Raw genomic sequence first — 14,496 nt, 5'->3', positions numbered from 1 at the left:
AGTGTTATTCCGTGTCCTGACAACATTTGAACTGAATATGAACAGGCAAAAAAATGCTGCGGACTCACATACAAAGAAGCTTTGTATGTGAGCCGCAGCATAGAGATACAGCGATAACGTTCAAATGATCCGATCGATGGCCTCATGAATCTGACTAAACTGATGGCGTAATGATGGGCAACATGACAATGAAGGTCGTTCCTTCACCTGGTTCGCTTTCGACTCGGATATCACCTTGATGTAGAGATACGATCATTTCACGATGGCGAGTCCCATACCGCTGCCGTCATACTTACGACTGTGAGAACGTTCGGCTTTGGTCCTCAATGGAAATCGACTTGCGTTACTGGGAGGCAGCAGCTTTCTTGACGCCGCTGATCTGCCCACCATGCTGAACGACAATCACGTCTTGTCCGATGAGCGTCGGCAATGGAGTGCCTTTGTATTGAGCGGAGGCCAACGTACGTCCACTGTTCGTATCAAGCGTTAACAGCTTGCCGTTGTCCAGTCTTACATAGACGATGCCTGCATCCCCGAGGGACCATTCGGCCACTCCCGCTTCAAATTTATAGGTCTGATCCGGCTCGGCTTTGGAGCGGCTAGCCGCCGGGAATCGGGAAACTACAGCTTTCTTCTGAGTCTCGTCATACTTTTCAATGACATAGAAATATTCTCCATCGGATACGACATCGGATGCACTTTGATCTTCCACGAAATCCACGGGTATATAGGATCGGGTAGCCATAATTTTCCCATTGGTCAAATTCATTTCATCGATGTTCGCTGCATATCCGGCATCGATGCCTTCGGTTACGTCACGCGTATAGAACGACTTATCATTCGAGAAGAGAATGTCCTGGTGGTCACCGTCGGTCTGTTTCCATTTTACTTTGCCGCTCTGAGCATCGATTCCCTGTAACCCGCTCGTGGTCAAAGCGCCGTCGATAACCGTGGTTGCGACAAGGATTTTTCCCGTTTGGAGCAGTTTGTACCCATGGGCGCTGCCCTTCAATTTCCACTTAACCTTCCCGTTTGACGCGTTGTACGCCGTCAGCCCATACGCATCCCCGACATAGATCACACCATCGGCTTCATGCAAGCTGAGGTTCACATAGCTTTCTTTCTTTCCTGGCTGGGATTGGGTTTTAACTTTCCATTGAAGCTTGCCGGTTGCAGCATTGAGCTTAATTAATCGGCCTGTCGCATCCGTAAACCATACCGATTGGCCATCCGTTACGGTCTGTGAGACGGCAGCGGCGGGATACGCCCAGCGGGTTTTGCCTGCCAACGCGTCAAAAGCAATATATTTCTTCCCAACGGTATAGTATAAGTTGTTCTTAATTAATGTGGTTTGGGGGTTAATCTTGCTTGGATCTCCCAGCGTCTTCGTCCAAATCGGCTTCAGGCTGTGGGAGGACTTGTCCACAGCAGACGCAGCAGCTGCGACATTCCCCGGCCCTGGCAGCACGGAAGAGATTGGCGATGCGAGAAGAGCTACGGCCATGCCTGTTGTGACGAGTCGAGTAACGGTTTTCTTTTGAATGGTATACATGGATGTTATTCCTCCTATGACTGAATATACATATCAGACGTTAAGATTAAGATAAAGTTGCATGAAAATACTAAAAAGTCCAGAAAATATATAAATGTATTAAAATAATCCAATTCCCAGCCATTACGGAATCATGCTTTCTCTTTCTGACTGGGATCAAATGTTATTGTAGTATGACTAATTAGTTTTTTCAAGAACTATTTAGTTTTTATGCAGGTATAAGAAATGACGCATTCGTTGGATAGCTAAGACCCATTAAATGCATCATCGTTGTTTAGTCGAATATAAACAGCTCCTCAATGGGCGCTCCCACCACCCGCGAAATATCGATCGCCAGCTTTAGCGAGGGATTATATTTCCCCGCCTCCAGACGGATGATGGTCTCTCTGCGAACCCCGACCTTGCCCGCCAACTCGTCCTGGGTCATCTCCGCTAACTGCCTGTACTTTTTTAAATTGCATTTGAATGGTTCCATGGGCATCCACCTAACAATATTTATCCAGATAATAAAAAGTTATGGAATACGTCAGAAACGTAGCTGCCCAACCCGCTGCGCTCACGATGATCATGAATTCTCTTGTTCCGAAGGGAAACATGCTGCCGATTCCGATAATAAACAAACATACGGCCGGCACCCACATGGTGATGGACCGCGCCTTCTGAGCATTCATGTAATACCGCTCATCCGGCATCTCCTCCGCCAGCTTCCCATGGAAATAGAAACTGAAAAAGCTGAAAAAACTAAAGTAAAACAAAAATGAAGGATCATGGGTCTTGAAATACTGAAGGCCGTTAAACCCCAACAAACCAAGCAGCCATCCGTGCTTACCGATTCGTACGTAACGCTTCTTCTGTCCCTTATACATTCCTGATTCCTCTCCTGCGGTTAAAAATCAAAACCATCTCTGTCCCTATCAGCAGAGCGATCATATACACAGCCGACTCCATGCTAATGACCGTGACCGCCAATAAACACATGATGAGCGGAACGGCATATTTGCGGGGATGATGCCATAAGTCGCTCTCCACCTTCCAACGGAAAACGGGATGTTTCCATTCGAGCCAAACGGTCGAAATGGCGCATTGGGCGGCAAATAACACACTAAGTACATAATACATGATTTCCAACGATCCATGAAACATATGCCAGCATGCTAAGTAGATCGCATATATGAATAAGTTTACTGCCAGTATAAACAATCCGTACGGAACCACTACACGTTGAAGTTGGCCGGGCAGCATTTGAATTTTCCGGTGAAGCCCGCGATTACTCGACAGCAGGATGCCGATCGGCGTGTTGAAGGATAGAACAGCGAATCCAAGCGGCAGATAAGAGGCAAGATGCATCTGCTCCAGCATGAACGCCATAAAGCCTGCAAATATGCATAATGCAATCGTATTGTATAGATAGCTTTTATGGGAGAATAGGTAGCGTCCTATATACCGGAGGAACGAAGAGTTTCGAATCGGCGCTCCATGGATCTCCGTCATCTTCAAGTCCTTGTAAAACCGGTAAGAATCTGTCCGATGCAGCACGAACCATTGGAGGAGGATGCTGATCAGCAATCCCGTCAAACGATAGGACGGCTCATGGAGCAGACAAACCGCCGCTTGCAGCAGCATCCAGAAACAGGCCGGAATCCTGTTCCCCCTGTTCAGCAGGGCAAATACCACGAAAGCAGTCAGACCTGCATTCAAGAAGCTAAGCAGAAATGCCGGTACATGCATAGCCGTAAATGGAGAAACCGACATGTGAAAAACGAGAATGTACGAAGTCTTGGTGACCAAGGTATATAGTGCTACCGCAAGAAAATAAGCTGCGTTGAACTTGCTTGGCCTGAATGGAAGCATGAACGCCCCCTTCAGCTTCCTCCGGTTATCGTCCGACGATAAGGTTCTCAGCACCATGCCGAACGTAAATACGGAGATGGCCGTCATGAATAAATTCAAGGATACCTGGTAATGGATATCCAGGCTGCTCATGGCCATAAAGATAGCAGTTACGGCTGCGGCATGCTTCCACAATCGGTCGTAGCTTGACCCGAGGAGCTTTTTGGCGAATCCATGAAATGTCGAGATCACTTGTTTAGTACCCCTCTAATAAACTCGGGATCCATGTCTCCCTGCAAAAAGGTATGACGGATGGACCCGGCTTCCAAAATAATGATGCTGTCTGATGTTAGACATAAACTCTCCAGAACGTGAGAAGAAAACAAGATCGTCCCATGTTTCCTGTACTCGTTCATCATTTGATACAAAAATTCCGTGCTTTCGAAATCCAGTCCGTTAACCGGCTCATCCAACAGCAGCAGCTCCGGGCGCAATGCAAATCCCGTGATCAGGTAGGCTTTCCTCCTGCTGCCCATCGATAATTGGCCCAAGAATGCGTTTCGGTAATTCTGAAAATGGAATCCTGCAACGAGCTCGTCCAAGATATCGTGACGGACCTCTTGTCCGTAGGATTGAAACACATGCCTTACATACTCCTCGAACGTGAAATACTCAAACGACTCGTCCTCCGAGAACACGGTATATCGATTACGTTTAAATGTAGGGCTTATCAGCGAAGTTTCCTCGTTCTTCCACTGCAGCAGCTCAAGCGAATAATGCCGGTGAATGCCGCTCAGGACATGGAGCAGCGTGCTCTTGCCGGCTCCGTTCAATCCCACCAAACCTATGATCTGATTAGGGCCGATCTCCAAATTAAGATTCGAGATGACGGCGTCCTTTTCCGTACAGTACCAAGCCGTCAACCCCGTGATGTTTAATAAATGATGTCGCTCCATCCCCTCATTGCTTGCGGACTTTCCAACCTCTCCAGCCTGCATAAACAAAAAGAACGCCTCCTGCCAAAAATAATAGAGCCAGCGGGTACGACTGTTGGGTAAGTCTTTGGATGGCAATACCGATCCAGAGCAGTCCCATCGCGAATCGGAGAATGATTTTCATCGCAAACGCCTCTTTCAATAGTGATATATTTGTAACTTTACGTGATAAATATATCACCTCATGATTTGTGGGTCAAATGGAATCGCGAATTGACATCCGTCAGGAAAGCTTTTACAATACGGGGCGTATATCTGTAGCAAACGTTTTATACACTGGAGTGAATACGATGCAAATTCGATTGATGACCGACAAGGATATGGACAGCCTCATTGACATTTGGCTGGCCGCCTCGGAGGAGGCCCACCATTTCATCCCCCTCGAATACTGGAAATCCAAGCAGCAGGACATGCGAAACGTGTATTTGCCAATGGCTGATACCTATGTACTGGAGGAAGCGGGCGTCACGGTTGGCTTTGTTTCGACCGTTCAGCATGCCTTGGCTGCTTTGTTCATTCACCCTGGTGATCAGGGCAAGGGTTATGGCCGGGCTCTTCTTCAATTCGTGAAGGAACGCAGCCCCAAACTCGAGCTCAAGGTATATAAAGAGAACGGGAACGCTTTTCGTTTTTATTCCCGGAACGGCTTTGCCGTCGTTGAAGAAACCATCGACGAGGATACCGGTCAGGCGGAATTCGTCATGGCCTGGGAAGAACGATAAACGGCATCATGCGCCTTTATATTCAAACAGACAGAAGGTGACCGGAATTTGTCCGGTCACCTTCTGTCTGTTTTTTTAACTGAACCTATTGATATCTCAGAGCGAATATATAGGTGAGGTCACATTAAAGGAGGAGCAAGCTTGCAAGGTTCAGACTTAACGCCGTGAATAGATTCGTTTACTTACCGGACAAATAGAGGCCGAGCTCTGATAACAATGCACTTCCCACGTACGTGCCCGTGAACACGAAAACCGCAACAATGGCGACGCGCCACGATGTTTTGCGAAGATCAACCAGCCTGTCGGCAACGGAAATGCCGGCAAACGCCAAGATCGGGGTCGTAATGGATAAGAAGTTGACGTTGGCAATGGCATCCACGAACACATCCGAAATCAGGCAGCAGATAAGCGAGACGATAGATACCCAGCCGAGAACCGGGAAGTCCTGCAAGAATTTGACCGGAGTCTTTTTCATGAGTGAGGAGATCAGAACGCCAATGAAAGAAAAAAGCCACAGCACGGCCAAGCCGGCTATCGTCCCTAACGTAATATGGCCTTCTCCGTTTTTGATGAACTTCATTTGCTCCGTAAATAAAATAAGACCGACGCTAAGCAGCAGGACGAGGGCGTATTTTGCGTATTTATTCAAACCGGTGCTCATTTCTTCTCACCTCTGACCATTAATTTGTACATAAACCGCTGCAGCGGCACCGCGAGAAATACCATCGTATACGTTCCGAGGAAGCTGGTAAGCAGCTGGCTCGCAGCAGCGTATCCGTTAATGGTCTCCGTCATCTCAGGAGAATGCGCGACTAGCGCGGAAGAAGAGCCTGTCATCATACTGGCGGAGCCGACGCCGGAGGACATGGCCAACGCTTCGATCGAGAAGCCGGCAGCAAGCATGACCGGCGCAAGAATGCTGAAGAACAGCGTGCCGAACAGGGTACCTATAATATAGAGGGACAGCACCCCGCGGCCTTCGTCGGAGTCAAGCGTATATTTCTCGGATATGTAAGCGAGTTCCCCTTCCCTCCCAAGTCCGAGCGTAGCGCCGATGGCTTCCCTTCTCAGACCGAGTAGAATGGCGATTGGAAGTCCGAGCAGAATCGTACCCAGGTTGCCGATTTCCTGAATGATAAACACCCAGCCAACTTTTAAAATTTCTTCTAATCTAGGCGCAACGTCGGCGCCGTATCTCGCCATAAGCGGCAGCATAATGAAGATTAGATACTTGCTGGAGAAGCCGACGTTCTCCTTACTGTAAACTTTCTTCATAAAACCTTTCCGGAAAATCGACAAGCCAAGCAGCATCGTGATCAAAATGGCGAATACGAGCGGGAGCAGGCTGATTTTTACGGAGCCCACCTGGATCGACTGAATGCCAATAAATTCGGCAACCGCGATTACAATGAGCACGAATGCAAGCAAATAGAGATACTGTAGTTTTATCTTCATGCCATGATGTCCTCTTTTCTGTTCTTAGTTGGAGCTAACTATCGATGCAAGGAGCTGCTCGTATTCGGCAAATGTACGACGGTACAGCTTCGATCGATCAATACGTCCGCTCATTCGCTCCAGCACCTGGGTTAAAAATCTCGGGAACACTTCATAGATAAACTCGGGATCAATATCTTTGAAATCGTCGCCGTGGATCGTCCCCGTAAAACCACTGTAGCCGATTTGAATGCAAGGCATCATGAAGGCCAGATCGCCGATATCTCCTGCCGCGCTGATGGCGTTATTGTTCCAAATTTGGGAGACCTCCTCGTTATCCTGGAACGCCTCCATCACGAATTCGGACAAATACCGGTCCTGAACGAACGGCAAATATCCCATCTGCGTCTTAATCTCGACCTCGCCTTGAAGGGCCAGCGCGCTGCCCTTGGCCGCATCGTCCATCTTGGAGGCCGCTTCCTTCATATAGTCGACCGACTGGGTGCGCAGATCGCTGCCCACCGTAATCCGGTTGGGAATGACGTTAGTCGACATGTCGGAGTCCAGAACGATCGGATTCATGCGAACCTTCTCACTGTCCTTCATTTGCTGCCTGCTGAGCCCTAACGCCACATTGAACAGGGTTGACATGCTGTAGGCATTTTTGGCGGAGAAAGGATCGAAACCCGCATGGGTTGCTTTTCCGGTAAACGTATAATGCTTGTATAGGAATCCTGCCAGGTCGCAGTTGATTTCGATCGTGCGCTCTGCAAACTCACCACCCATGGCGTGTACACATAACCCGATGTCGATATCGTCGAACACGCCGAGTTTCATCGCTTCGGGTTTCCCCCCGTAATAGGAAATCTTACCGCTAGCAAGCAGCTCGTCCCTATAAGCGAGATCCAAATACTCCTCAGCAGGAATGAAAATAAACGTTAAACTATAATCAAGGGCTTCGTACGCCTTTGATTCAACATAATGTTTGTATAAAGCCAGTGCGATCGCCACCTGCGTATAATGACCGCAATTGTGTGCCGCTCCCGTCTCCTTATCCGATCGCCAATGCGTTGGAGCGTAAACGGCGTCCAATTCCGCAATAAAAGCGATATTCAGCGGCTTGCCGCTGCCGAGGGTTGTCCGAAGCCCGGTCGTACTGAATGATTGCAGCTCGATATCCGGATTTACCTTCTTCAAAAATTCGGTCACTGTTTGATGCGTCTTAAATTCCTTGTAGCCAAGCTCGGGGTTATCGAATATGGTCCGTCCAACGCCTGCAATTTCTTCGTACTGTTCTTTAAAGCTCATAGCTGCCTCCTTCTTGATGAAAATAATTCTTATGTTATTTTAATTCTCTTCATTATGTCAATAAAAATCACGTTATATTATTTTTCTATAGAGGTAATTATAATTTGATATAACTCGCCCTTCCCGCAAAATGATGAAGATGGTCTGGAATTTAAAGCCTATTTTTTGCCATTACGAAAAAATTAAACCTATTTTTCTGTAAAGCGCCAAAAATATCTGGTTTTAGCTTCGATGTAAGAAAAGTAAACATGGTACGTTTTATCACAGCTCTGGAACCAAAAACCCTTGATGGTATACCATCAAGGGTTTTCTTATTATGGAGCCTTGGAGGATCGAACCGCTGATCTCAATCTTCCGATAGCGATGTCTTGGTGACATTTACTTTCTGCCGCCGTTCCAAGAAAGATTCCCTATCCATATGTTCATTGTTTATGATTTATCATTACATTTCCTTCGAACGTATACGTCTTACCCGCCTCCGCGATAAAGGAGACGGGAGCGAAGCCGGGAGCCTCGATCTCGCATGGCCCAGACACTGTGCATTCTACGACGACTTCTGAAATCCTCGATTCTTCCCATTTGAAGCTGAACGTGAATCCGCCACGTGCGCGCAGCCCCTTAACCTCGCCTTCGCTCCATACGTCCGGAATCGCTGGCAGCAACCGAATGATGCCGGCATGGCTTTGCAACAGCATTTCCGCGATACCGGCAGTTCCGCCGAAGTTTCCGTCAATCTGGAACGGAGGATGATTGTCAAACAGGTTGGTCATCGTAGAATGTTGCAGCAGTGCCATCACGTTGTCGTATGCGAGCATCCCGTCCTGGAGTCTGGCCCAGAAATTGATGATCCAGGCCCGACTCCAGCCGGTATGACCCCCACCGGAAGACAGTCTGCGCGTCAGTGTGGTCCGTGCGGCTGCGGCTAGATTAGGCGTGCGCTCGGTCGTGAAAGCATCGCCAGGATACAGGGCGAACAGATGGGAAATATGGCGATGACCCGGCTCCTCCTCTTCGTAATCCTCCATCCACTCCTGGATTTGTCCGTACTTGCCGATCTTCGGCTGCGGCAGCCGTTTCAGGGCAGTCTCCAGTTCGTCCTTGAAAGTCTCATCCTCCCCAAGCAGCTTCGCGCCCTCGATGCAGGCGCCGAACAGCGCGCCAATAATCTGAAAATCCATGGACGCGCCTGCACATAACACACCCGATTCCCCACTTGAAAGAATATATCGATTTTCGGGCGAGACGGATGGGCAAGTAATGAGCCTTCCCTGCTCGTCTTCGACCAGATAATCGAGCAGAAAGAGTGCAGCTTCCTTCATCGTATCGTATGCTCTATCAAGGAAAGTGAGATCTCGCCCGAATCGGTAATGTTCCCATAAATGCAGACAGAGCCAGGCCGCACCCATTGGCCAGAATGAAGCCGGCAAATACGTATCCTGCGGCGCTGTATCCGCCCAGATATCGGTGTTGTGGTGGGCCGTAAAGCCGCGGCACCCGTACATCACTTGTGCGGTTACCCTGCCCGGCTCCCGCATGCGCTCGATGAGATCGAACAGCGGCTCGTGACATTCCGTCAGGTTGCAAAGCTCTGCTGGCCAGTAGTTCATCTGAGTGTTGATATTGATCGTAAATTTACTGTCCCACGGCGGCGTGAAACTGTCGTTCCAGATGCCCTGCAGGTTCGCTGGTAGTGAACCGGGACGGCTGGACGCAATAAGCAGATACCGGCCGTAATGAAAATACAGGGCGACCAGGCCATGATCCGTTTCGCCCCGCTTTACGCGATCCAGCCGCTCGTCGGTAGGCAACCCGGCCAGCTCGACACTTCCCGGCAGCGACAGATTCGTACGGCCATAAAGTGACTGGTAATCGGCAAGATGCCGCTCCAGCAGCTCTGAGTAAGGTTGATTCAGCAGGCCATTCAGATGCGACCTGCAGTGTGCGGAGGGGTCCGTTTGGCGGAAGGTCGTTGCCGCAGCAAGGAACAATGTTACGGAATCGGCGTTCTCGATTACAAGATGCTCACCGATCGTCTGGGCGGTGCCTCCGTTGCTAACCGCCTTCAAAGCGGCGCAAAAAGTGCTTCCGCCCTCCCCCCCGCTATGTCCGGTCATGACCAGTCCGTCTTCGCCCCATTTCTCGGTCTTCTCCAGGTACCTCCATCGACCGCGATTAAAACGAGCCTTGAACGAAATCGCGCCAATTTTATCGGCTGATAGTCGGATGACCAGCGCTTGATCGGGATAGCTAGACAAAACTTCACGTGTATACCTGATATCTCCGATCCGGTAACGTACCGTGACGGTTCCGCGTTCAAGATCCAGCTCCCTGCTGTACTCCATGCAGGGCTCATCCTGACCCTTAAACATCAGGAGAAGATCGCCTAGCGGAAGGTAGTGGCGCTGCGTTTCCGGAAGTCCGGGAAGGGCTAGCGAGGCCAGCTCCTCCGCTTCCTTCAGACGCCCCTCCAGGATCAGTTTCCGCAGCTCTGTCAAATTGGGTAGCGCGTCAGGATTGTTCCGGTCTCGTGGGCCTCCGTACCATAGGGAGTCCTCGTTGAGCTGTAAACGCTCCGCCGAGACTCCCCCGAAGACCATCGCCCCCAGCCGTCCGTTGCCTACCGGCAGCGCTTCGTTCCATTCCTTCGCGGGCTTTGAATACCACAAGCGGTGTTCCTGTAACCGGTTGTCCATTCCTATCTCTCCTCCTCCTAAAAATGGTTTTAGTTGATCTCTACAATGGCTTTGATCACGCAGGATTCCGGCTTCAGCCAGGTGTCAAACTGCTCTGTCATCCGATCGAGCGTACAACGGTGCGTAATATAGGCGTTTAGATCGACTTTTAAGCTCGTCACCGCGTCAGCCACACGTCTGAAATCTTCCCGTGTAGCGTTACGACTGCTCAGGAGCGTTAGTTCCCGCGAGTGAAAATCAGGATCGTTAAACGTAATATCGCCATTCACGAGTCCGACGTAAACAAGGGAGCCGCCGTGACCGACCAGCCCGAATGCATCCGTCATCGAACGCAGGTTACCTGTCGCGTCGATGACCACGGACGGCAGTTCTCCATCGTTCCATTCGAGAAGGCGATCCTTCGGATTTTCCGTCGCAAGAACGGTATGTACTGATTTGGCCCAGGATTTGGCGAAGGCAAGACGGTCTGCATTCACGTCCATCGCGGCCACCTCGGAACCGGAAGCTGCCGCCATCGCCATGACGCCAAGTCCGATTGGCCCGGCTCCAATTACGAGTGCACGCACGCCGGGATGTAGACCCGATCGGCGGAGGGCGTGCGCGCCGATCGCCAGAGGCTCGAGTAGAGCCGCCTGATCCAGTGACAGCCCTTCCATCCGGAATAGATGGGGGACGGGAACAGAAATCCGCTCGCGCATGCCTCCATCCAGATGCACGCCCAGCACGCGCATGCTGCGGCAGCAGTTCGTTTTGCCGCTTAGGCAGGCGCCGCAATTGCCGCAGTGCAGGTACGGAATCATACTGACCTGATCGCCCACTCTTAGCCCTTCCGGATTATCACCAATCTCTTCGATTACTCCGGAGAGCTCATGCCCGAGGATGCGAGGGTAAGTAAAATAAGGCTGGTTTCCCTGGTATGCGTGCAGGTCCGTACCACAGATGCCGATGCGCCGAATCGCGACGATCGCCTCTCCTTCGCCCCTAACTGGCTCGGGTAAATCCTCTCGATAAACCAGCCTTCCGGCATCTTCGCAGACAATCCCCTTCATTACGCCCGCCCCTCTTTCGCTTCCGTCCGTGGACTGTCATTATACTCAGGCAGTCCGCTCGCCCAGGTCCGATTATGGACCGTAGCGAGAATGTCCGACACTTCACCCAGCAGCTCCTGGTCCATCGGTTCTTCGACCCACCTTGCGTTCTTGACGATGTTTGCCGGATTGGCCGTGCTCACCAGCGTCGTCGGGATGCGTTCGTTAGCGGTCGAGAACTGCACAGCTAACTTGGCGATATCGTATCCGCGGGAGGCACAGTGTTCGGCCGCCTTCCTGCAGGCAGCTTTGAGCTCGGGATCGGCCGGGTGCCAGTCAGCGGTTTCTCGGGTGCTCAGCAGCCCCATGGAAAGCGGTGAAGCATTGACCAGGCCGATGCTGCGCTCCTCCAGCAGCGGAATCAGATCAAGCAATGAGGTATCGTTGAGAGAATAGTGGCAATAAGACAGGATCGCGTCCACTTCAATCTGCGGAAGCATCTGCTCGAATAGTTTCAGCGGAAGTCCGCTGATGCCTGTAAAACGGATCTTCCCCTGCTCCTTCAGCTTGAGCTTCAGCGGAAGTCCGCTGATGCCTGTAAAACGGATCTTCTGAGCAGTGCAGGCACGGCTTCCTCTAGAATGATGCCGGACGGCACGAATTCAATATCATGCAAAAAAAGAATATCGAGATAATCCGTGTTCAGCCGCCTCAGGCTTTCTTCAACGCTGTCAAACATTCGTTTCGCAGAAAAATCAAATGTATTCTCACCGTATCGCCCCGCTTTGCTCGATAGCAGGAAACGATCCCGCTGAAGCTCCTTGATCGCCTGGCCGAGTACGGACTCCGCCTTGGTCAATCCATAGTAAGGCGAAACATCAATATAGTTGATGCCTGCGTCAAGAGCAGCATGCACCGTCTTAATGCTCTCGCGGTCTGACGTTTCCCGGAACACCGATCCTAGCGAAGAGGCGCCGAAGCTGAGGACCGACACCTCGAGTCCCGTGCGACCCAATTTTCGAAACTTCATTTTGCTTTCCCTCCATCCATTCATATTGGTGATTCTTTTCCAGACTTTTTTGACCGATTACCCGCATTGTGAGCTCAGGTTCTAAACGCTCGAAGCTTGTAGAACTCTTTCGCATTGACTCCGAACAGCCGCGACTGTTCCTCTTCTCCCCAAGACTTCGGTAGAGCCCGCCGAACAATCTCTATAACCTCGTCGTACCCTGCAGCAAGCAGGCAGACTGGCCAATCGCTGCCAAACATGACTCTGTCTGGGCCGAATGTCTCCAGAATGTGCTGGACATAGGGAGCGAACTCTTCATAATTCCAGCTTTCATGATCGGCTTCCGTCACCATCCCCGAGATTTTGCAGTGGATGCCTGGAAACGCAGCAGCCTGGCTCATCGCCTCTGTCCATGACTCCCATTCATGGCTTCGGATCGACGGCTTTCCGATATGATCAATGACGCCCCTCAGGTTTGTCCAGATACGATCAACAGATCGATCGGAACATCATCCCCGGCGTAGCCTTTAAGCGCTTTCACAAATGCTGGCTCCAAAATTCGCGCTGCGTCGGGCATGTCCTGGATCATGATACGAAAGCCTGCAAATTTCGGGTGGCGGCTGAATCTCTCGTAATGCAGTCGATGGTTCGGGTCGAACAGATCGAGCCAGCCTACGACGCCAAGTATGGAAGGCGTCTGTTCAGCCAGCCTCAGAATAAAGTCTGTTTCCGAGACAGTCGGGGCGGCTTGAACCAGGATCGTACCATCCAGCCCATGGACGCGTAAATGCGGCTCCAGATCGGCTGGCATAAAATCGCGGTAAAGCTTCGGAATCTCCGGCGTAATCCATCCGTAATCCCCGCGTGCGATAGACCAGTAATGCTGATGGGCATCGATTCTCATGTTAAACAACCACCTCGTTATCTCCATGTCATTGGGATCTAAGCTTGAATACCCTTATTGTATATTCCGTTTTATGATATTGTAATGTCTAGAACAGGCATTTTTATATCCTTTTTTGATATGAACAAGCAGCCGAAAAGGAGGTCTCCATCCATGCAGCCGTACCGTAAATCATTTGCAGGAGATCCGCTGTTTCCGTTTGAAATTGTGTATAAGACAATAAAGCACCCGGACAAGGAACTCCCCGATCATCTGCATGATCATTATGAACTCGTTTATGTGCACAGCGGCCAAGGGATATTTTTCATCGACAATTGCTGGTACCAAAAAAGCGCCGGCGATCTGTTCGTCATCCCCGGCAACACGATCCATCATTCCCTGCCGGACCTTGAAGACCCGATCGTCTCATCGGCGATATTCTTTGCACCGTCTCTCATTGCCGGGCCTTCGCTCGGCGACGGATACTTCCCGCTTCAATGCTATGAAATCGCCCGCAAAAAAAAGCAGTTCAAGATTGGACTGGCGGGATCACTGCGAATTGCCGCCGAAATGGCAATCAAGCAAATCGCGGACGAGTTCGCGAACCAAGAAACGGGATACCGTGAAGCCGTGCTGCTGACGATCGGCCAGTTACTTCTGCAAATTAATCGTCATCTCCTGACCGATGAGATAACCCAGCACGAAAGCCCGCGGATTGGCCCCTCCTGGATATTGCGGGCTCTAAAGCGGATTGACGAGCATCCCGAGCGAGAGATTCATCTGACTGACCTTGCAAGGGAAGCCTGCGTGTCGCCTTCTCACTTCTCCAGAGTGTTCCGGCAGTTAACTTCACTGAACGTTATAGGCTACGTCAACACCAAACGAATCATTAAAGCCAAGGAACTTCTCTTGTTTTCCGACGAGAATGTGAATGTGATCGCAGAGAAATGCGGATATGAGACACCTGCTCATTTTTACAGAGTATTCAAATCGTTAACAGGAGAGACGCCCGGCCAGTACAGAAACCGAAGCTAAAATAACT

Annotated in this window: 13 protein-coding genes and 3 pseudogenes; 2 read left to right on the top strand and 14 right to left on the bottom strand. The window is 50.5% G+C overall.

Features of this window, described 5'->3' with window-relative positions:
- Positions 1–154: 154 nt before the first annotated feature.
- The 7 genes and pseudogenes from ACPV3A_RS10030 to ACPV3A_RS10000 all read right to left on the bottom strand — a co-directional run.
- Positions 155–318 (bottom strand): annotated as a pseudogene (locus ACPV3A_RS10030) (ATP-binding protein); the annotation flags it as partial.
- Positions 319–343: 25 nt separating this feature from the next.
- On the bottom strand, positions 344–1,552 hold the full coding sequence (locus ACPV3A_RS10025) for a PQQ-binding-like beta-propeller repeat protein (protein ID WP_426199330.1): 1,209 nt from the start codon (positions 1,550–1,552) through the stop codon (positions 344–346).
- A gap of 274 nt (positions 1,553–1,826) precedes the next feature.
- Positions 1,827–2,027 carry a helix-turn-helix transcriptional regulator gene (locus ACPV3A_RS10020; protein WP_071223363.1) on the bottom strand — a complete coding sequence of 67 codons (201 nt, stop codon included), beginning with the start codon at positions 2,025–2,027 and terminating at the stop codon, positions 1,827–1,829.
- Positions 2,028–2,037: 10 nt separating this feature from the next.
- Positions 2,038–2,418: a DUF3796 domain-containing protein gene (locus ACPV3A_RS10015; protein ID WP_194544129.1), complete on the bottom strand. Its 381-nt coding sequence runs from the start codon at positions 2,416–2,418 to the stop codon at positions 2,038–2,040.
- Positions 2,411–3,634 carry a hypothetical protein gene (locus ACPV3A_RS10010; RefSeq protein WP_426199329.1) on the bottom strand — a complete coding sequence of 408 codons (1,224 nt, stop codon included), beginning with the start codon at positions 3,632–3,634 and terminating at the stop codon, positions 2,411–2,413. Before ACPV3A_RS10010 ends, ACPV3A_RS10015 begins: the two co-directional genes overlap by 8 nt.
- Complete coding sequence (locus ACPV3A_RS10005) at positions 3,631–4,380, bottom strand: ATP-binding cassette domain-containing protein (RefSeq protein ID WP_426199366.1); 750 nt, start codon at positions 4,378–4,380, stop codon at positions 3,631–3,633. The genes ACPV3A_RS10010 and ACPV3A_RS10005 overlap by 4 nt, the downstream gene beginning before the upstream one ends.
- A complete protein-coding gene (locus ACPV3A_RS10000) occupies positions 4,343–4,501 on the bottom strand; it encodes a hypothetical protein (protein WP_339219188.1) in 159 nt (52 codons plus the stop codon). The genes ACPV3A_RS10005 and ACPV3A_RS10000 overlap by 38 nt, the downstream gene beginning before the upstream one ends.
- 166 nt (positions 4,502–4,667) lie before the next feature.
- Between ACPV3A_RS10000 and ACPV3A_RS09995 the strand changes: the two genes are divergently transcribed.
- On the top strand, positions 4,668–5,099 hold the full coding sequence (locus tag ACPV3A_RS09995; protein WP_426199326.1) for an N-acetyltransferase: 432 nt from the start codon (positions 4,668–4,670) through the stop codon (positions 5,097–5,099).
- Between the two features lie 178 nt (positions 5,100–5,277).
- On the opposite strand, the gene ACPV3A_RS09990 is transcribed toward ACPV3A_RS09995, so the two are convergent.
- The 7 genes and pseudogenes from ACPV3A_RS09990 to ACPV3A_RS09960 form a co-directional block, all read right to left on the bottom strand.
- The gene (locus ACPV3A_RS09990; protein ID WP_216530445.1) at positions 5,278–5,760 is read right to left on the bottom strand and encodes a hypothetical protein; all 483 of its coding nucleotides are present in this window, start codon (positions 5,758–5,760) and stop codon (positions 5,278–5,280) included.
- Positions 5,757–6,554 carry a DUF3100 domain-containing protein gene (locus tag ACPV3A_RS09985; RefSeq protein WP_216530446.1) on the bottom strand — a complete coding sequence of 266 codons (798 nt, stop codon included), beginning with the start codon at positions 6,552–6,554 and terminating at the stop codon, positions 5,757–5,759. The genes ACPV3A_RS09990 and ACPV3A_RS09985 overlap by 4 nt, the downstream gene beginning before the upstream one ends.
- Positions 6,555–6,578: 24 nt before the next feature.
- Entirely contained in the window at positions 6,579–7,841 is a 1,263-nt protein-coding gene (locus ACPV3A_RS09980) for a M20/M25/M40 family metallo-hydrolase (protein ID WP_426199324.1), read from the bottom strand.
- A 422-nt stretch (positions 7,842–8,263) separates the two neighbouring features.
- On the bottom strand, positions 8,264–10,534 hold the full coding sequence (locus ACPV3A_RS09975) for a glycoside hydrolase family 95 protein (RefSeq protein ID WP_426199322.1): 2,271 nt from the start codon (positions 10,532–10,534) through the stop codon (positions 8,264–8,266).
- 29 nt (positions 10,535–10,563) lie between these two features.
- Positions 10,564–11,583, bottom strand: coding sequence for a zinc-binding alcohol dehydrogenase family protein (locus ACPV3A_RS09970; RefSeq protein ID WP_426199320.1), 1,020 nt, complete (start codon positions 11,581–11,583; stop codon positions 10,564–10,566).
- Positions 11,583–12,592, bottom strand: a pseudogene (locus tag ACPV3A_RS09965) (aldo/keto reductase). Before ACPV3A_RS09965 ends, ACPV3A_RS09970 begins: the two are co-directional and overlap by 1 nt.
- Before the next feature lie 74 nt (positions 12,593–12,666).
- Positions 12,667–13,475, bottom strand: a pseudogene (locus ACPV3A_RS09960) (amidohydrolase family protein).
- A 153-nt stretch (positions 13,476–13,628) separates the two neighbouring features.
- Here ACPV3A_RS09960 and ACPV3A_RS09955 point away from each other — a divergent pair.
- Positions 13,629–14,489, top strand: coding sequence for a helix-turn-helix domain-containing protein (locus ACPV3A_RS09955; protein ID WP_426199318.1), 861 nt, complete (start codon positions 13,629–13,631; stop codon positions 14,487–14,489).
- Positions 14,490–14,496 lie beyond the last annotated feature (7 nt).

Origin of the sequence: Paenibacillus sp. Dod16, assembly GCF_049893405.1 — a bacterium.
In the GTDB taxonomy this organism is placed as follows: domain Bacteria; phylum Bacillota; class Bacilli; order Paenibacillales; family Paenibacillaceae; genus Paenibacillus_AQ.
Note: the sequence above shows the minus strand (reverse complement) of the source record. Positions and strands in the feature narration are given on the sequence as shown.